The organism is Streptomyces antarcticus (assembly GCF_026627255.1).
Lineage (GTDB): Bacteria > Actinomycetota > Actinomycetes > Streptomycetales > Streptomycetaceae > Streptomyces > Streptomyces antarcticus.
On record NZ_JAPNLM010000002.1, the window covers coordinates 329,518 to 347,941 of the forward strand.

The following is an 18,424-nucleotide window of genomic DNA, read 5'->3' on the forward strand; positions in this document are numbered from 1 at the left end:
TCCGGCGCGTGACGGACCACGCCTCCCGCCGGACCCTGCTCGCCGCGGCCGCCCTGGCCGCCGTCACGGTGGCCGGGGCCGCCTCCGCGACCGCGGGGGCCCGCCGCGTCCCCGACGACCCGCGCGCCCCCGGCCGCGCCCCCGGCGGACCGCCGGGCCGGCACCTCGACCGGGCCCGGATGCGCGGCCTGGTGGAGGGGATGAGCCTCGCCGAGAAGGTCGGGCAGCTCTTCGTGTCCCGGGCGTACGGCCACTCGGCGACCGACCCGGACCCGGCGGACGCCGAGCGGAACCTGGCGCTGTTCGGGGTCCGCACCGCCGCCGAGCTGGTCTCCCGTTACCACCTCGGCGGGATCGTCTACTTCGCGTGGGCCCACAACACCCGTGACCCGCGGCAGATCGCGGAGCTCTCCGGCGGCCTCCAGCGGGCCGCCCTGGGCAGCGGCGCGCGGATCCCGCTGCTGCTCTCCACCGACCAGGAGCACGGGGCGGTCGCCCGTATCGGCCGGCCCGCGACCCTGCTGCCGGGGGCGATGGCGCTCGGCGCGGGCGGCTCCCCCGCCGACGCCCGCCGGGCCGCGCGGATCTCGGGCACCGAGCTGGCCGCCATGGGCATCCGCCAGGACTACGCGCCGGTGGCCGACGTCAACGTCAACCCGGCCAACCCGGTGATCGGCGTACGGTCCTTCGGCTCCGACCCGCGCGCCGTGGCCGCCCTGGTCGCCGCACAGGTCCGCGGCTACCAGGGAGCCGGGGTGGCCGCCACCGCCAAGCACTTCCCCGGCCACGGGGACACCGAGACCGACAGCCACGTCGGGCTGCCCGTGATGCGCCACAGCCGGGCCGTCTGGGAGGAGCTCGACGAGCCGCCCTTCCGGGCCGCGGTGGAGGCGGGCGTGGACGCGATCATGACGGCGCACATCGTGTTCCCCGCCCTCGACCCCTCCGGCGACCCCGCGACCCTCTCGCGCCCCATCGTCACCGGCATCCTGCGCGAACGCCTCGGCTTCCGGGGGGTGGTGGTCACCGACGCCCTCGACATGGCCGGGGTCCGCCAGAAGTACGGGGACGAGCGGGTGCCGGTCCTGGCCCTGCTCGCGGGCTGCGACCAGCTGCTGAACCCGCCGGACCTGGGGCTCGCTCACCGCAGCGTGCTGGCGGCCGTCGAGGCGGGCGAGCTGACCGAGGCGCGGATCGACGCGTCGGTGTTGCGCGTCCTGGAACTGAAGGCCCGCCGCGGCCTGTTCGGGGCGCCCGCGGTCACCGCGGCGGGGGCGGGTTCCGTCGTCGGCTCCCCGGAGCACCTGGCCGCCGCCGACGAGATCGCGGCCGGCACGACGACCCTGCTGGCCAATCGCGCCGGGCTGCTCCCGCTCGACGCCTCGGCCGCGCCCCGGCTGCTGGTCACCGGGGCCGACCCGGTGTCCCCCACCGGCACCACGGGTCCCCCGACGGCCGTACTGGCCCGGGAGCTGACGGCGCTGGGCTGCCGGGCCGCCGCGGTGGCGCCCGAGCGGGCCGAAGCCGCGGCGCCGGGGCACTCGGCGGTGCTGGTGTGCACGTACAACGTCCCCGGGGGGGACAGCCCCCAGCGCGCGCTGGTGGCGGAACTCGTCGCGTCCGGGGTCCCGGTGGTCGCGGTGGCGATCCGCAACCCGTACGACGCGGCCCGGCTGCCGCAGTGCGCGGCGGAGCTGGCCACGTACTGCTGGACGGACGTGGAGATGCGCGCGGCGGCCCGGGTGATCACCGGTGCGGTACGCCCCGCGGGCCGCCTCCCGGTCCCGGTTCCGGGCCGCTACCCGCTGGGCCACGGACTGGCGTACCCCTGACGGCGGCCGCCCGGCGGCGATCGGCGCCCGGCGCCCGGCGGGCGCGCACGGCGCCGCGAGACCCGCGACGGGCGAACCGGCGCCGCGCGAACCGGCGAACGGCCCCCGGGACACGGGACACGGGACACGGGACACGGGACACGGGACACGGGACACGGGTGAGGGCGTGCCCGCACCGTGTGCGGACACGCCCCCTGGGCTCACCTGCCCGGGCTCACCCCCGGCTACGGCCGCAGCTGCGGCTCGCGCTCCAGGTCGCGCTGGTCGAGCTGCGCGTCCGGCGCCGCCAGCGGCGCCGCCTTGCCCGTGTCGGCGAGCGCGGCGGCCGGGGCCACCCCGGCCCACTGGAGGATCTTCGCGGTGGCCAGGGTCCGCTCGCCGTCCAGGAGCTTGGCGACGTTGGCCCCGTGGTTGGCGCCGGGGGCGGTCATCACGTAGCTGTCGCGCACCCCGTAGCCGAGGTGGAACGGTTCGGCACCCCACGGGTCGTTCTGCCCGTACACGAACAGCATCTGGTTCGCGTTGTTCCGGACCCAGCGGTCGACGTCCGCCATGGCCGCCGGCTGGAAGGTCATCGGGATCGAGCGGGGCACGAAGTTGCGCGGCGGCTGGTAGCCGTAGCGGCTCAGGCCCTTGAGGTGGGGCTGCTTGATGTCGGGCGAGCCGAGCTGGGTGCCCGCCTGGTAGTAGTACGGCGTGTACGTCTCCAGGCCCTGGTCGGCGTAGGCCGAGAAGCCGGAGATCGCGTCGATGGTGTCCCAGATCTCCTGGTCCGAGGCGGTCGCGGCGGCCGGGACCGTGGAGCAGTCGGCGAGCAGGCTGTACTGCCAGAAGGCCCACACGTAGTCGAGCACGACGGCCTCGTAGGCCTTGTCGAGGGTGCCGACGGTGGTGAAGGTCCAGCCGTTCTCGGCGGCGGCCGCCGCGTACTTGGCCTCCAGCGGCTCGCGGCGCACGAGCGCCTCGCGCTGCACGGCGTTCAGCCGGTCGCGGCACTCCTTGGTGCCGACCTTGTTGAAGAACCGGTCGTAGGCCGAGTCCTCTTTGTTGACGACGTCGTTGGGCGCGACGTACGCGACGATGCCGTCCATGTCGCGCGGGTAGAAGCGCTCGTAGTACGTGGCGGTCATGCCGCCCTTGCTGCCGCCCGTGGCCAGCCAGTTCTTCGTGTAGGTCTTCTTCAGGGCGGCGAAGAGGCGGTGCTGGTCACTGGCGGCCTGCCAGATGTCCAGGTTGGCCCAGTTGGCCGGGTCGGGCCGCGAGGGCGTGAAGAAGCGGTACTCCATCGACACCTGGTTGCCGTCGATGATGGTCGTCGGCTCGCTGCGGCGCGGGCTGGTGTTGACGTTGTAGCCGGAGGTGAAGAACACCGTCGGCCGGGACACGTCCTTGTGGAGCAGGGTCAGGCGCTGCTTGAAGGTGCCCTTCCACGGCTGCCGGTGGTCGACCGGCTGCTCGTAGTTCAGTACGAAGAAGCGGTAACCGGGGTACGGCTTCTCCTCGATCAGGCTCATCCCCGGGATGCCGAGGATCTGGTCCTTGATGTCCGTGGCGGCGGCCGGCCCCGCGGCGGTGGCCGCTTGTGCCGTGGAGCCCGCCGCACCCATGGTGCCGATCAGCACCACGAGTGACAGCAGCCATCCGAGCGTCTTGCGCATGCACCCTCCCCTTGAGTTCACTTCGGTCGCCGTGAACCTAGCTGGGCGAACATGCGTCTGACCAGACCTAGTTGGGTCGCTCCGTCAGCACAGAATCCAGCCGGAATCGACAGATCCGGCCCCTACGCTCCCCTTCACATACACGCAGCGGCTGATCGCGCCGACGGTGACAGGACCGGCATACCGGGTGAATCGCCCCGCGTCCCGGACCGGCGCCCCGCCCCGCGGCTGGATGCTCACCTCCATCGGACGGCGCTCGCCGGGAACGCGGGCCACCGCCATCGCACAGGCCTGGGTGCGGCTCTTGTAGATCCGCACCTCACCCGTCGAGAACGGCAGCGTCCGCGCCAGCCGGCCGCCACACCCCTCGCCCGCCGCCCGGACCTTCCCGGCCCGCACGCTCCCGCCCTGCCCGTACACGCCCTGCCCGTACACGCCCTGCCCGTACACGCCCTGCCCGTTCCCGGCCTGCGCGGGCATGACCTGCCCGCTCCCGATCCGCGCGGGCACGGCCTCCGTGGGCGACGCCGCGGACAGCCCGCCGGCGCACAGCGAGAGCGCCGCCGTGAACACCCCCAGCGCGACGGTCCACCGTCCGCGCCTCCTCCGCACCTGTGGCAACACCCAGTCCCCCGATCGGTCGTACGTACAACGCGCGCACGCACGTACGACGTTCGGGCCGCCCGGAAGGTTGCAACGGACAAGCATCCGCGGCGCGACGACCGGCACGGGCCTACCCGAACCCGACCGAACCGCCCCTTACCGGGCGAGCCCGTCCGCCGGACCCCGTGGGCGTCGGCCCGTCGGGCCGGGCGCCCCCCCCTCGTACGAGTGCACCCACAACTTCCCAGCGGAAGAGCGGGAGTTCGCGATCACCGAGGAGATTACGCTAGGCGACCGGACGACCGCCCACCGTAGCCGCGAAAGGCCACCGACATGACGAACGACCTGCTCGACCGCAAGCTGGAGCGCGCCTTCACGCACCTGGACGTCAACGACGACCGGGTCATCGACGAGCACGACATCATCGGGCTCGGCTCCCGCCTGCTCACGGCCCTCGACGAGCCGGCGGACTCGCCCAAGGCGGCAAAGGTCATGGGCGGGCTGGTCGACTTCTGGGTCGAGCTGTTCAAGGAGCTGGACGTCGACAAGGACCACAAGCTCACGCAGGCGGAGTACAAGCAGGGCATGACGCGCCTCTTCCAGGACGACGGCGCCGCGTACGACCGGTCCTTCCGCCCGATGGTCCAGGCGATCCTGACGGTGGTCGACACCAACGGCGACGGGCACATCAGCCCGGAGGAGTTCCACAAGGCGCAGCTGGCCTTCGACACGAAGCTGGACCCCGCGGCCGCGGACGCGCTCTTCGCGCGGATCGACAAGAACCACGACGGGTACCTGACCGTGGACGAACTCCTCGACGCCGTGCGCGAGTACTACACCGGTACGGACGAGGACGCCCCCGGCAACCTGCTGTTCGGCGAGCTCTGAGGCCGGGCGGCGGCCCCGGTTCCGGGGCCCGCCACCCGACACCCGGGCCCCGGCCCTGACGCCTCAGGCCGCGGCCGGCTCGTCCTCCCCCACGAAGGTGCGCCACAGGTCGGCGTACCGCCCGCCGCGGCCCAGGAGTTCGGCGTGGGTGCCGTCCTCCACCACCCGGCCCCGGTCCATGACCACGACCCGGTCGGCGCGGGCCGCGGTGGTCAGCCGGTGGGCCACCACCAGCGTGGTGCGCTTGCCCGCGAGCCGGTCGGTGGCCTGGTTGACCTGGGCCTCGGTGGCGAGGTCGAGGGCGGCGGTCGCCTCGTCGAGCAGCAGCACGTCCGGGTCGACGAGTTCGGCGCGGGCCAGCGCGATCAGCTGGCGCTGCCCGGCGGAGAGGTTGCGGCCGCGCTCGGAGACGGTGTGCAGGTAGCCGCCGTCGAGAGTGGCGATCATGGCGTGGGCGCCGACCGCGCGGGCGGCGGCCTCGACCTCGGCGTCGCTCGCGGCGGGCCGCCCGTAGGCGATGGCGTCGCGGACGGTCCCCGGGAAGAGGTACGGCTCCTGGGGGACCACGCCCAGCCGGTGGCGGTACGCCGTCAGGTCGAGCTCCCGCAGGTCGGCACCGTCAGCGGTGATCCGTCCGGAGGTCGGGTCGTAGAACCGGGCCACCATCTTGACCAGCGTGGACTTGCCCGCTCCGGTCTCGCCGACGAAGGCCACGGTCTGCCCGGCGGGAATCCGCAGGCTGATTCCGGCCAGCGCCTCCCCCTTCTCGCCCCGCTCCTCGGCCGTGCCGTACTGGAACCGGACGTCCTCGAAGGCGATCTCCCCGCGCAGCTCCGGCAGCGCGCGGGGGTCGGCCGGCCTCGGGGTGGAGGTGGGCTCCCGCAGCAGTCCCTGGATGCGGCCGAGCGAGACGGTGGCCTGCTGGTAGCCGTCGAAGACCTGGGAGAGCTGCTGGACCGGGGCGAAGAACAGGTCGATGTAGAGCAGGTACGCCACCAGCGCGCCGAGGGTGAGGGTCCCCCCGTCCACCCGGCCCGCGCCGACGATGAGCACGGCGGCCGCCGCACCCGAGGACAGCAGCTGGACGAACGGGAAGTAGATGGATATCAGCCACTGGCCGCGGACGCGGGCCTCGCGGTACGCGTCGCTGCGCTCGGCGAACCGGGCGGCGCCGGCGCCCTCGCGGCGGAAGGCCTGGACGATGCGCAGCCCGGAGACGGACTCCTGGAGGTCGGCGTTGACCAGGCTGACCCGGTCGCGGGCGAGTTCGTAGGCGGCGACCGACTTGCGGCGGAAGTAGACCGTGCCGACCACCAGCAGGGGCAGGGTCGCGAAGACGATCAGCGCCAGCTCGACGTCGAGGACGAGGAGGGCGACGAGGATGCCGAAGAAGGTGAAGACGGAGACGACGGCGGTGACGAGCCCGGTCTGCAGGAACGTGGACAGGGCGTCGACGTCGGTGGTCATCCGCGTCATGATCTTGCCGGTCAGTTCGCGCTCGTAGTAGTCGAGGCCGAGGCGCTGGAGCTGGGCGAAGATCTTGACGCGCAGCGCGTACAGCACGCGCTCGCCGGTGCGGCCCGTCATGCGGGTCTCGGCGAACTGCGCGGCCCACTGCGCGATCACGATCACCAGGGCGAGGCCGGCGGCCACCCAGACGGCGCCCAGCGCGGCCTGCTCGACGCCCTGGTCGATGCCGTGGCGGATCAGGATGGGCAGCAGCAGCCCGGCGCCCGCGTCGACGGCCACGAGGCCGAGGCTGATCGCGAGCGGCGCCCAGAAGCCCTTGAGCAGGCGGCGCAGGCCGTAGCTCTCCTCGGCGGCCGCGGCGCGGGTCTCGTCCACGTCGGGTTCGTCGGCGGCGGGCGGCAGCGCGGCCACCTGCGCCAGCAGTTCGGGGGTGGCGGGCATCCCGGCGACGGCCCCGGCCATGGAGTGCCCGGCCCCGGGGGCGCGGATCCCGGCGGAGGCGGCGGGCGCGGCGGCGGAGGCGTTGTCCGACTCCTCCTGGCGCCGCCACAGCTCGGGGGTGACCCCGCCCGCGACCCGGCGCTTGGCGTTGACGGGCTCGGAGTTGATCTCCGCCTCGAGCTCGATGCCCCGCTCCAGGTCGCCGTCCCGGTCGAGGTCGCGTTCGAACTCGGCCATCGGTGTGTCGGCGGGCGTGCGCGGCGAGCCGGCGCCGAGGGCGTCGGGGTCGGTGAGGAGCCGCCGGTAGAGGGCGGAGCGGCGCTCCAGCTCCTCGTGCGTACCGAGGTCGGCGAGCCGGCCGCGGTCGAGTACGGCGATCCGGTCGGCCAGCGCGAGCGTGGAGCGGCGGTGCGCGATCAGCAGGGTGGTCCGGCCGGCCATGACGGCCCGCAGCGCCTCGTGGATCTCGTGCTCGACGCGGGCGTCGACGGCGGAGGTGGCGTCGTCGAGGAGCAGCAGCCGGGGGTCGGTGAGGATGGCGCGGGCGAGCGCGATGCGCTGGCGCTGGCCGCCGGAGAGGGTGAGCCCCTGTTCGCCGACCGTGGTGTCGTAGCCGGCCGGGAGGGCCTCGATGAAGCCCTCGGCCTGGGCGGCGCGGGCGGCGGCGCGGATCTGCTCGTCGCCGGCCTCGGGGTGCCCGTAGGCGATGTTCGCGCGGATGGTGTCGGAGAAGAGGAAGGAGTCCTCGGGCACCAGGCCGATCGCGGACCTGAGGGACGCGTACGTCAGGTCGCGGACGTCGTGGCCGCCGACGCGGACGGTGCCGCGGTCGGCGTCGTAGAAGCGGGGCAGGAGGAGCGAGACGGTGGACTTGCCGCTGCCGGAGGAGCCGACGAGGGCGATGGTCTCGCCCTCGGCGAGGGACAGCGAGAACCCGTCGAGCACGGGCCGCTCGCGGTCGTAGCCGAAGGCGACGCCGTCGAACTCGACGGTGGCGGGCGAGTCGGCGGGCAGCTCGGTGGCGCCCTCCCGGATCACCGGCTCGGTGTCGATGAGCTCGAAGACCCGCTCGGCGCCGGCGCGGGCCTGCTGGCCGACGGTGAGGATCATGGCGAGCATGCGGACGGGGCCGACGAGCTGGGCGAGGTAGGTGGAGAAGGCGACGAAGGTGCCGAGGGTGACCTGGCCGTTGGTGGCCATCCAGCCGCCGAGGGCCAGCATGGCGACCTGGGCGAGGGCCGGTACGGCCTGGAGGGCCGGGGTGTAGCGGGAGTTCAGCCGGATGGTCCGCATGCGGCCGGCGAACAGCCGGCGGCCGGCGGCGCGCAGCTTGCCGGTCTCCTGGTCCTCCTGGCCGAAGCCCTTCACGACACGGACGCCGGTCACGGCGCCGTCGACGACGCCCGCGACGGCGGCGGCCTGGCCCTGGGCCCACCAGGTGGCGGGGAAGAGCTTCTTGCGGCTGCGCTTGGCGATGAACCAGAGGGCGGGGGCCATGAGGAGCGCGACGAGGGTCAGCAGCGGGGACAGCCACAGCATGATGCCGAGGGATATCCCGAAGAGGAGGAAGTTCCCGATGGTCATCGGGAGCATGAAGAGCAGGCCCTGGATCAGCTGGAGGTCGCTGGTGGCCCGCCCGATCACCTGGCCGGTCGACAGCTCGTCCTGCCGCCGGCCGTCGAGGCGGGCGATGCTGTCGTACATGTCGGTGCGCAGGTCGTGCTGCACGTCGAGGGCGAGGCGCCCGCCGTAGTACCTGCGGATGTAGGTGAGCACGTACACGAGGAGGGCGGCGGCTATGAGCATGCCGGCCCAGGGCGTCATGTCCTTGGTCTTGTCCCCGATGACGTCGTCGATGATCACCTTGGTGACCAGCGGGACGAGCGCCATGACGGCCATGCCGGCCAGCGATGACCCGAGCGCGAGGAGCACGTTGACCTTGTAGCGCCAGGTGTACGCGGTCAGCCTCCTGCCCCAGCCCTGTTTTTCCTCGACCGCCGTCTTCGCCGCCGTCACGTGATGCCTCCCCGTAGCTCCTGCCCTGCCGCCTCCCCCAACGCCCCGACCGGCGGATTTCATCCCTCCGCAACGATCGAACGGGTTTACGCGCTGTTCGGCGAGCCGCCCTGAGCCGTACGGGTCAGGGGGGTACGGGGGCAGCGGAAGCCGCCGGGAGGCGCCCGGCGATACTCAGCCCATGACGATCAAGGACACCGAAGCGGATCCGGACCCGGCCCCGTGGGTCCGCGCCTCGGCCCCGGCGGCCGCGGCCCGGCCCCTCCCCGCGCCATTCCCGGAGGGGGACGCGGACCCGAACCACGAACCGGACCGCGACGAGGACGACCTCCTCCTGTCGGGCTGGTTCGCCCCGGCGTAGGCCGTATCCGTCCCTAGCGGGCGTCGAACTCGTACTCCAGGACGTAGGCGGCGGAGTCGAGGACCATCTCGTTCACCTCGACCGCCTTCCCCTCGGCGGTGTAGGCCGTACGGCAGACCAGCACCACCGGGGTCCCCGCGGTCAGCCCGAGCCGGGCTGCCTCGTCCGGGCCCGGCATCCGCGACCGGATCTCCTCCCGGAACCGCGCGGGCCCGTACCCCAGCTCGGCGAGGCGGGCGTAGATCCCGCCGGGCCCGCTGTCGGGCTCCGCGACGGGCGTCCCGGCCACGAGGGCGGCGTCGAGGTAGGAAGTGGCGAGCATGACGGGCTTCCCGTCGAGCAGGAACCGCCGCCGGCGCACGCAGGCCGTCGCCCCCTCGCCAAGCCCGAGCACGGCGGCGACGGCGTCCGGCGCCGCCTCGTCCGTGACGCCGAGGAACTCGACGACGGGCTCGCGCCCCTTGCCGTCCACGTCCCAGATGGATCCCCCGGCGCCCCACACCTCCACGGCCAACCGCTGGATGCCGCGGCGCCGGATGACGACCTGGTACTCCCGTACGAAAACCCCGGCACCCTTGCGCGCCTCAGCCAGGCCCTGGGCTTGAAGGACCCCAAAGGCCTGCCGTGCGGTCATCCGAGCCACGCCGTACCGGCTCATCAGGTCGCTCTCACCGGGCAAGCGTGCGCCCGGACCGTACTCGCCGGCCGCGATGGCGTCCTTCAGCTCAGCGGCGATGCGCTGGTACTTGGGCTGCCGACCCGCGACATCCTTCGCCATACCGCCCCTCCGATCATCTCCGAGCAGCCTAGAGGCGCGTCGGCACGAAACGTCGCTCCTCGCTCAACACCCGCCAGCATCGAACATATCTAGACATCTACTGGCGGAGCAGTACCCCGGCCCGCTTCACTGGCCACAGGAAGGTATCTAGATAAGTGAGGCTCGCATGGCAGAGAACCCCGCTGTCCAGGTCTTTTGGATCGTGCCGCGCGGCCCCCGCGCCCCCGGCCGGGCGCGGATGCTGCTGCGCGCGCAGCTCGGCGCCTGGAAGGTCGACGCGGGAGTCGCGGGGACGGCCGAGTTGGTCCTGTCCGAGCTGGTCACCAACGCCGTACGCCACGCCCGCGCCCCGCACGGCCGGGACATCGGGGTACGGCTGGTCCGCCGGAGCGGCACGCTCCGCGTGGAGGTGGCCGACGCGGGTCCCCCCGTCGAGCTCGCCGCGCGGGAGGCGGCGGAGGGGGACGAGCGGGGGCGCGGGCTCGCCATCGTGGAGGCGCTCGCCTCGCGGTGGGGCTACCGCCCCCGGGCCCACGGCATCGGCAAGGCCGTCTGGGCCGAGGTGGGCCTCAGGGAGTAGGCAGCGGCTTCACCACGGGGGGCGCGGCGAGGGGCTTGTTCTCGCAGCCGAGGGCATCGGTGACCCGGCGGGTCATCAGGTAGGTGAGAGTCATCCGCCGGTCTTTGGCCGCTTGATCCACGACCGGCCCATCCGGCCGGTCGAACATCGCGTCCGCCGAGAGCCGCACGTTTCGCGACTGTCCCCCGAGCTCACCGGGCAGGTCGCACTGGACGAGCAGCGTGGACTGGCCGGCGCTCGCCACGCCTCCCGCTCCGTTCAACTCGTACGAAGCGCCGTTGTGGGACGGGGACACCTCGGAAGTCGCCCGGGGAGACCAGCCGAACGAAAAGATCGCGTATCCACGATGCTGCTGGTCATCCTCGTACCGGCACGCAGTGTTGAAGTACGAATCCTTGCCCGGCCGCATCTGCTGCACCGCCGCTTTCATCTTGTCCACCAGCACGCTCGTGGACTTGTAGGCCTTCGTCTCGTAGCCCTCGGTAACGAGGATCTCCCGCACGAGCGCTTCCTCCTCCGAGGAGGCGATCCCGCACAGGTTTGCAGCCTTCCCCTCGGAGTCGCCCGAAGCGCACGACGCCAGCGTCAGCACACAGAGGAGCGCAGCCGTCGAACTTCCGAGGGTCTTGATCACGTCACGGCCTGAGATGTGCACGAGCAGCTTCCCGTCCCGAGGTGTATCCCTCGCCCGCCTCGTTCTTGGCGTGATCGAACGCAGGATCATCGCTGATCTTCCACTCGCGTCCCCACGCATCCAACAGACTGCTGGTTCCCTCGACACCAGCCGCGTAGTTTTTGCTGGAATCCTTCTTGCTCTGCTCCTCGGCCGATTCTTTGACACCCTCGACCCACTCGTACTTGGCCGAGTCGATCAGTGAGCCGCCGACCGTGCCGACGACCGGGATTTCACCGATGAGCCCGTTCGCGACGGCAGCCGTGTGCTCGGACACGCCTTCCGCCCACGTGACGCGGTCCTCTTCCTTGTCCTTGTAGACGTCGGCCCCGATGCCGTTCAGGGCACCCGTTGCGGCCCCGATGTCGTGCGCGCGGTTGTCCCAGTCAGCGCTCACGCCGTGCGGGGAGTCGGCCTTGTACGGGGCGGCGGTCGCGAGCTGTTCCGCCGAGTAGGCGCGCTCCGCTTCGACCAACAGGGCGTAGGCCGGGCCGTCGTCCGCGATGCCGCGCATCACGCGGACCAGGCTGCCCTGGCCGACCGCGATCTGGGCCTGATCGCCCGAACCGTGGATGGAGTCCTTGCCACTGACGATGCCGAGGTCGCTCTCCTGACCTCCCAAGATGAGATGGGTGTCCGCCACGTAGTCGACCAGGGCCTTGGCCATCGGCTGGCGGAACTTCTCCAGCTCCTCCGGGAACTCGTCGCCGCCCATCTCGTCGTCGAGGAGACGGATGGCGTTGTGCATGACGCGCGCCTGGCCCTCGGTGTGCGTGCCCGCCGGGCCCATCTTGTCTCCGGGCGCGTCGCCGGTGGCCGCCGCGTGGAAGGCCGCTGCGAAGCCGTCCATCTTGTAGGGGCTTTCCATCTCCATCGGGGGACCGTACGGCCCCGACATCCACTGGTCGTGCCACTTGCGGTCGGTAAGCAGGTGGTCCAGGTGGTCGTTCTTGTTGCCGGGCGCATCCGGGTCGAGGAAGTAGGTGGCCGTGTCCGGGTCCTTGGCCATGATGCCCAGGATCGCGTCCAGCGGGTCCGAGACCAGATTGGGCCGTTGGGAGTCGTACGCGTGGGCGTACATGTTCGGCTTCGCCTTCTCGGCCTCGATGATGCCGTGCCCGACATCGTTGAGGAACTGCTTTCCGTAGCCGTCGCCGTGGCCCATGAGCGTCAGGAGCGCCTGGTAGCCGTACGTGGGCCGCAGGCCCTTGGCGACCAGTTCGGGGCCCTGTTCCTTGAGGCCGTTGACGAACGGCTGGTAGGCGTAGCTCCCCGGGTCCTTCGTGCCCGAGGCGATCGTCCCGGCGAGGCCGGAGTTGATCGACTCGTACAGCTTCTTGTCGGCCGCCGACGCGCCGCGTTCGTTGGACGCCAGGTTCATCTGGTCGGCGAGCTGAAGGGTGTCCTTCGCGCCCAGCGCGTGCAGGTACGCCTCGCTGAAGTGCTGGTCCTTGGAGTTCTGCCGCAGGAGCTCGTCGTAGTGCCGCAGTTCCTCCGGAGAGGCCTTGCCGTCACGGATCTTCGAGGTGAGCGCGAGCGCTTCGACGGCCTCGACGTCATTGACCGGCTTGGAGTTGAAGCCGAACATCGCCGTGCCGTCCGCGCCGGACGCGTTCAGCAGGGCGACCTTGACGTCGGCGTCGAAGTCCGTGACCGCCTTGACCGTTTCGGCGATCCTGCGCGTCCAGGAGCGTTCGACCTCCGGGAGGTCGGGGTCGTGGCGGATCGCGTTCGCGGCGGCCGGGTCCGTCTTGCTGAAGTCATAGCCGGCGACGCCGGCGTCCGAGACCTTCATGCCGGCGCTGACCGCGTCCGCGACGGCGGACGTCACCCGCGACTTGAGGTTCACGAACTGGGCGTGCGCGTCACGCAGCAGCGACTCCATGGCGAGCGCCTCGGTCTGGGCCGCGTCGAACTCCCTGCGGGTGATCCCGGAGTTCGTGCTCGCCACCTGGGCGCTGGAGCCCAGCCAGCCGTTGCCCGTGGATACGCTCTGGACTTCCTTCTCGTACACGTCCTCCATGGCCTTGAACTGCTTCGCCATGGCCTTCCAGCCGTCGGCGGCCGTGGTGAGCGCGGAGAGGTCCGTCTGCAGGATCTGCTGGTACGTCGGCACGGCTCCCTCACACCCCCGAGATGTTGGACTTCACCGGCTGGAAGCCGCGGCCGGTCAGCTGGTCGTTCCCGGTGAACAGGTTCGACGCCCCGCGCAGGGCGGTCTTCTCGGAGTCCAGGCGGGACATCAGCCGCTTCACCTGGTCGTCCCAGTGGGTGTGCGCCTTGGTCAGGCCCGCTGCCGTGTCCCAGCCGTTGAACGCGGTGACCGCACCCTTCGTCGGTTCGTCGGCCGCGTCCGCGGCCTTCTTCGTACCGGGCTGGAGGACGTTCTCGATGGTGTTGGCCGCCTTCTTCTTCGCCGGCGGGGCGGTCGCCAGGACGCCCGAACCGCCGCCCCCCGGTTCGGCGGGGGCCTGGTTCAGCCGCATCTGCGGTGACGGGCCGGCGGCTGCGGCCTGCTTCTGCGCGGCCCACTCCTGCTCGAACGACACTGCTCCCCCTACCGACTGCCGGTGCCTGATCACCACCACCCTAACGAGGCGCCGGGGCGGCCCTATACGTGCGTCGGGGCGAACATCTTGAGGGTCGTCGGGAGGACCAGGACCGAAGGGCCCGGTTCCGCGAGGGACTTGGCCAGGTCCTCGCGGAGGGTTTCCGGGGTGGTCGTGGCCGCCGGGACGCCGAACGAGGCCGCCAGGGCGACGAAGTCGGGACGGGTCAGCTCCGTGCCCGTGGCCCGGCCGAAGGACGCCGTCATGTACTCGCGCAGGATGCCGTAGCCGCCGTCGTCCACGATCAGCCAGGTGACGTCGAGGTCGTGCTGCCGGGCCGTGGCCAGGTCCGCGAGCGAGTACATCGCGCCGCCGTCGCCGGACACGGCCAGCACCGGGGTGCCCGGTTCCGCGACGCAGGCGCCCAGGGCCGCCGGGAAGGCGTAGCCGAGGCCGCCCGCGCCCTGCGCCGAGTGCATGGTGTTGGGGTGCTTCGGGTCGAAGGCCGACCAGGCCCAGTAGGACAGCATCGTCATGTCCCAGAAGGACGGGGACCGCGCCGGGAGCGCCGCGCGGACGGACCGCAGGAGGCCCTGTTCCAGGCCGACGTCCTGGGTGGACAGCCGGGCTGCGATGTCCGCGAGGACCATCCGGACGCGTTCGGGCGCGGTGGGGTCCTCGCGTGCGGGAACCGTCTCCAGCAGGGCTTGGAGCGCGAGGCGGGCGTCCGCGTGGATGCCGAGGGCCGCGTGGTTCGACTCCAGCTTGCCGAGGTCCGCCTCGATCTGCACGACCCGGCCGGTGGGGAAGAACGTGTGGTAGTTCGAGGAGAGTTCACCGAGGCCCGAGCCGACGACCAGCAGGACGTCCGCGTCCTCCAGGAAGTCGGTCATGTGGCGGTCCTCCAGCCAGGACTGGAGGGACAGCGGGTGCGTCCAGGGGAAGGCGCCCTTGCCGCCGAAGGTGGTGACCACGGGCGCGTTGAGGCGCTCCGCGAGCTGCCTGAGCTTGCCCGCCGCGTCGGAGCGGATGACGCCGCCGCCCGCGATGATCACCGGTCGGGCGGCCCCCGCCAGCCAGTGGGACGCCAGCGCCGTCAGCTCGGGGCGCGGGGCCAGTTCGTGCGGGGTCGCGTCCATGCCCGTGACCTGCGGGATGACGGTTTCGGCGCGGAGCACGTCCTCCGGGATCTCCACCCAGACGGGGCCGTGCGGGGTCGTCAGCGCCGACTCCCAGGCCTCGGCCACCACCGACGGGATCTGGGAGGGGGTACGGGCGGTGTGCACGGACTTCACCACGTCCCGGAAGGACGCGGACTGGTCGCGCAGCTCGTGCAGGTGGCCGCGCCGGCCACCGCCCAGGCCCGCGGCCGGCACCTGCGAGGAGATCGCGAGGACCGGCGCGGACGCGGCCGCCGCCTCCGCGAGGGCGGGCAGGGCCATGAGCGCGCCCGGACCCGTGGAGAGCAGCAGCGGGACCGCCTCCCCGGTGATCCGGCCGTACGCGTCGGCCGCGAAGGCGGCGTTGTTCTCCGTACGGAGGCCGATCAGCCGCAGGTCGGAGCGGCCGACCGCGTCGAAGAGGCCCAGCGCGTGCTGGCCGGGCAGTCCGAAGACGGTCGTCGCGCCGAGCGAGCGCAGCGTCTCCACGACCAGGTCCCCGCCCGTGCGGCCCGGCGGCGGTGCGAGGGCGGCGGCCGTCTGGGCCTCGGTGGGACGGAGTACCAGGTCGTGGTCGTGCGTCACGTGCTCAGTTGCCCTTCGCCTTCGCCGCAGCGATCTGCCGGCTCATGATCGTGGTGAGCTCGTACGCGGTGTGCGAGGCCGCGACCGAGGTGATCTCCGCGTGATCGTACGCCGGGGCGACCTCGACGACGTCGGCGGAAACGAGGTTGCAGGAGGACAGCCCGCGGATGATCTCCAGCAGCTCGCGGGAGGTCATGCCGCCCGCCTCGGGGGTGCCGGTGCCGGGGGCGTGCGCCGGGTCGAGCACGTCGATGTCGATGGAGATGTAGAGCGGGCGGTCGCCGATGCGCTGGCGCAGCTGGTCGGCGACCTCGTCGGCGCCGCGCCGGTAGACGTCGGCCGAGGTGACGATGCCGAAGCCCATCTTGGCGTCGTCGGTCAGGTCCTGCTTGCCGTACAGCGGGCCGCGGGTGCCGACGTGGGAGAGCGCCTCGGTGTCGAGGATGCCCTCCTCGACGGCGCGGCGGAACGGGGTGCCGTGGGTGTACTCGGCGCCGAAGTAGGTGTCCCAGGTGTCCAGGTGCGCGTCGAAGTGCAGCAGCGCGACCGGGCCGTGCTTCTTGGCGACCGAGCGGAGCAGCGGGAGCGCGATGGTGTGGTCGCCGCCGAGGGTCATCAGGCGGGAGCCGGCGCCGAGGAGCTCGTCGGCGGCGGCCTCGACCTGGTCGACGGCCTCGTTGATGTTGAAGGGGTTCACCGCGATGTCGCCGGCGTCCGCGACCTGCGCGAGGGCGAACGGGGAGGCGTCCTGGGCGGGGTTGTACGGGCGCAGCAGGCGGGAGGCCTCGCGGATGGCGTTGCCGCCGAATCGGGCGCCGGGGCGGTAGGAGACGCCGGAGTCGAAGGGGACGCCCACGACGGCGACGTCCGCGGAGCCGCCGACCTCGTCCAGGCGGGGCAGCCGGGCGAAGGTCGCGGGGCCCGCGTAGCGCGGGATGCGGGAGGAGTCGACGGGTCCGCGCGGCTGCGTGCTCATGGGGGGTGCCCTTCTGGAGGTCCTGCTGGTGCGGTGATTCGAGCGTAAGCGGACACCCGCGGGGGGCGAAGTATACGTTTCATCCACTACGGCCCCTTGATGTGTACGGAGTATCCATGGAAGCCGCCCCTCCCACCCCGCCGGTCCCGCTGGCACGGCTGCTCGCCGACCCCGAGCTGGGGCTGCGGCACGTGGCCGGGCCCGCCGCGGCCGAGGTGCACGGGGTGCACGCCTCCGAGATGGCGGACCCGTCGCCGTACCTCCTGGGCGGCGAGCTGCTGCTGACGGCGGGCGCCGAGCTGGGGGCGGATCCCGACCGGTACGCGGCCCGGCTCGTCGCGGCGGGCGCGGCGGCCCTCGGCTTCGGCGTGGCGCCCGTGCACGAGGCGGTGCCGCCGGGCCTCGCCGAGGCGTGCGGCCGGCACGGGCTGCCGCTGCTGGAGGTCCCGCCGGGGACCCCCTTCACGGCGGTCGCCCGTACGGTGTGGCGGCTGATGGAGCAGGCCCGTACGGGTGAACTGCGCCGGGTCACCGAGGCCCAGCAGTCCCTCGCGGCGGCGGCCGCCCGGCCCGACCCGGTCCCCGCGGTGCTGCGGCGGCTCGCCGCGAGCCTCGGCGGCCGCGTCGAGCTGGCCCCGGACGGCCGGTCGGCGGGCGGGCCGGTGCCTCCCGGGGCCGCCGGGGCGCTGGCCGCGCTGCTGGCCCGGGTCGGGCGGCCGGGCGGCCCGGCGACGGCCACCGACGAGTCCGGGGGCTGGCACCTCGCGGCGTACGCCCTGTCCCGTCACCCGGAACCGCCGCCGGGCGCGGCGCCGGGCCCGGCGGCGCCGGGCCCGGCGGGCGGCACGGCGGGAGCGGCGGCGGGCGGCACGACGGCAGCGGGCCCGGCAGGCGGAACGACGGCGCCCAGCCCGGCGGGCGGCACGGCGGCAGCGGGAGCGGCGGCGGGCCCTGCGGTGTCCGGCCCCGCGACACGCGGCACCCCGACCCCCGGCCCCGCGCCCGTCGGCCCGCCCGGGGCCCCGCACGCGCACCCGCCCGCGCCCGGGACCCCGCACGCATCCCCCGCATCCCCCGCACTCCCCACACCCCCCGCCCGGGCCCTCGGGACCGCCACGCCCGCGCGGGCCCCCGGCGACCACACGATCGCCTCGGTGGCGGCGGTCCTGCTGGCGCTGCTCACAGCCGACCGGCCCGCCGGGGACGAGGCCGCCGCGCTGACCCGGCTGCTGCTCGGCGGCTCCCCCGCCGGGTCGCTGGCCGGGCCGGGGCCCTGGTACGCCGTCCACGCCCGGAGCGCCGGCGGCGGCGACCCCGTGGCCCTCGCCGCGGCGCTGGGCACCGTACTGCTGGACCCGCGCGGGGAGGCCGTACGCCTGGTCACCGACCGGGAGCCCGGCCCGCGGACGGGGTGGCGGCTGGGGGTCAGCGCCCCGGCGGCGGCCGCGGGGCTCGCGACCGCCGACGCGCAGGCCCGGCGGGCCCTGGAGCGCGCCGAGGCGGCCCGGACCCCCCTCGCCCGGCACACGGCCGGGGGCCTGGGGGCTCTGCTCGACCCGGCCGAGGCCCGCGCGCACGCCGAGGCGCTGCTCGCCCCGCTGAACGGGGCGCAGGCCGCCACCCTGCGCGCATGGCTGGCCCACCACGGCAGCTGGGACCGGACGGCCGCCGCCCTCGGCGTGCACCGCAACACGGTCCGCCAGCGCATCACCCGCGCGGCCGGTCTGCTCGCCCGCGACCTCGACGACCCGGACACGCGCATGGAACTGTGGTTCGCACTACGAAGTCTGGACAGGGACGACAACTCGCCGGTAACTTAATTGAGCAAGCGCTTAGACATAAGCCATCAATTGA

The 18,424-nt window shown here is 73.1% G+C and carries 14 protein-coding genes; 5 read left to right on the forward strand and 9 right to left on the reverse strand.

What is annotated here, in order from left to right; translation table 11 throughout:
• The first annotated feature begins 8 nt into the window (after positions 1 to 8).
• Positions 9 to 1,832, forward strand: coding sequence for a glycoside hydrolase family 3 protein (locus OTB16_RS05220; protein WP_420717622.1), 1,824 nt, complete (start codon positions 9 to 11; stop codon positions 1,830 to 1,832).
• Between the two features lie 224 nt (positions 1,833 to 2,056).
• On the opposite strand, the gene OTB16_RS05225 is transcribed toward OTB16_RS05220, so the two are convergent.
• On the reverse strand, positions 2,057 to 3,490 hold the full coding sequence (locus OTB16_RS05225; RefSeq protein WP_267718662.1) for an alpha/beta hydrolase family protein: 1,434 nt from the start codon (positions 3,488 to 3,490) through the stop codon (positions 2,057 to 2,059).
• Positions 3,491 to 3,574: 84 nt separating this feature from the next.
• Complete coding sequence (locus tag OTB16_RS05230) at positions 3,575 to 4,102, reverse strand: hypothetical protein (RefSeq protein WP_267718663.1); 528 nt, start codon at positions 4,100 to 4,102, stop codon at positions 3,575 to 3,577.
• Positions 4,103 to 4,426: 324 nt separating this feature from the next.
• Between OTB16_RS05230 and OTB16_RS05235 the strand changes: the two genes are divergently transcribed.
• Positions 4,427 to 4,981 carry an EF-hand domain-containing protein gene (locus OTB16_RS05235; protein WP_267718664.1) on the forward strand — a complete coding sequence of 185 codons (555 nt, stop codon included), beginning with the start codon at positions 4,427 to 4,429 and terminating at the stop codon, positions 4,979 to 4,981.
• A gap of 63 nt (positions 4,982 to 5,044) precedes the next feature.
• Here the strand turns inward: OTB16_RS05235 and OTB16_RS05240 are convergent, their stop codons facing one another.
• On the reverse strand, positions 5,045 to 8,908 hold the full coding sequence (locus OTB16_RS05240) for an ABC transporter ATP-binding protein (RefSeq protein ID WP_267718665.1): 3,864 nt from the start codon (positions 8,906 to 8,908) through the stop codon (positions 5,045 to 5,047).
• Positions 8,909 to 9,089: 181 nt separating this feature from the next.
• Between OTB16_RS05240 and OTB16_RS05245 the strand changes: the two genes are divergently transcribed.
• The gene (locus OTB16_RS05245) at positions 9,090 to 9,269 is read left to right on the forward strand and encodes a hypothetical protein (RefSeq protein ID WP_267718666.1); all 180 of its coding nucleotides are present in this window, start codon (positions 9,090 to 9,092) and stop codon (positions 9,267 to 9,269) included.
• 13 nt (positions 9,270 to 9,282) lie between these two features.
• Here OTB16_RS05245 and OTB16_RS05250 read toward each other — a convergent pair whose 3' ends face one another.
• Positions 9,283 to 10,047, reverse strand: a complete 765-nt coding sequence (locus tag OTB16_RS05250; RefSeq protein WP_267718667.1) for a GntR family transcriptional regulator — start codon at positions 10,045 to 10,047, stop codon at positions 9,283 to 9,285.
• Between the two features lie 166 nt (positions 10,048 to 10,213).
• On the opposite strand from OTB16_RS05250, the gene OTB16_RS05255 reads away from it, so the two are divergent.
• Positions 10,214 to 10,627 (forward strand): ATP-binding protein, encoded by a 414-nt coding sequence (locus OTB16_RS05255; RefSeq protein WP_267718668.1) that lies wholly within the window; start codon positions 10,214 to 10,216, stop codon positions 10,625 to 10,627.
• Here the strand turns inward: OTB16_RS05255 and OTB16_RS05260 are convergent.
• The 5 genes from OTB16_RS05260 to speB all read right to left on the reverse strand — a co-directional run bounded on the left by OTB16_RS05260 (position 10,617) and on the right by speB (position 16,570).
• Positions 10,617 to 11,219 carry a hypothetical protein gene (locus tag OTB16_RS05260; protein WP_267718669.1) on the reverse strand — a complete coding sequence of 201 codons (603 nt, stop codon included), beginning with the start codon at positions 11,217 to 11,219 and terminating at the stop codon, positions 10,617 to 10,619. The two genes, OTB16_RS05255 and OTB16_RS05260, sit on opposite strands and share 11 nt — an antisense overlap.
• 43 nt (positions 11,220 to 11,262) lie before the next feature.
• Positions 11,263 to 13,416: a hypothetical protein gene (locus OTB16_RS05265; protein WP_267718670.1), complete on the reverse strand. Its 2,154-nt coding sequence runs from the start codon at positions 13,414 to 13,416 to the stop codon at positions 11,263 to 11,265.
• Positions 13,417 to 13,423: 7 nt separating this feature from the next.
• Entirely contained in the window at positions 13,424 to 13,849 is a 426-nt protein-coding gene (locus OTB16_RS05270) for a hypothetical protein (RefSeq protein WP_267718671.1), read from the reverse strand.
• A 62-nt stretch (positions 13,850 to 13,911) separates the two neighbouring features.
• Entirely contained in the window at positions 13,912 to 15,594 is a 1,683-nt protein-coding gene (locus OTB16_RS05275) for a thiamine pyrophosphate-binding protein (protein ID WP_267718672.1), read from the reverse strand.
• A 4-nt stretch (positions 15,595 to 15,598) separates the two neighbouring features.
• A complete protein-coding gene (gene speB, locus OTB16_RS05280; RefSeq protein WP_267718673.1) occupies positions 15,599 to 16,570 on the reverse strand; it encodes an agmatinase in 972 nt (323 codons plus the stop codon).
• A 116-nt stretch (positions 16,571 to 16,686) separates the two neighbouring features.
• On the opposite strand from speB, the gene OTB16_RS05285 reads away from it, so the two are divergent.
• A complete protein-coding gene (locus OTB16_RS05285) occupies positions 16,687 to 18,390 on the forward strand; it encodes a PucR family transcriptional regulator (protein WP_267718674.1) in 1,704 nt (567 codons plus the stop codon).
• The last annotated feature ends 34 nt before the right edge of the window (positions 18,391 to 18,424 follow it).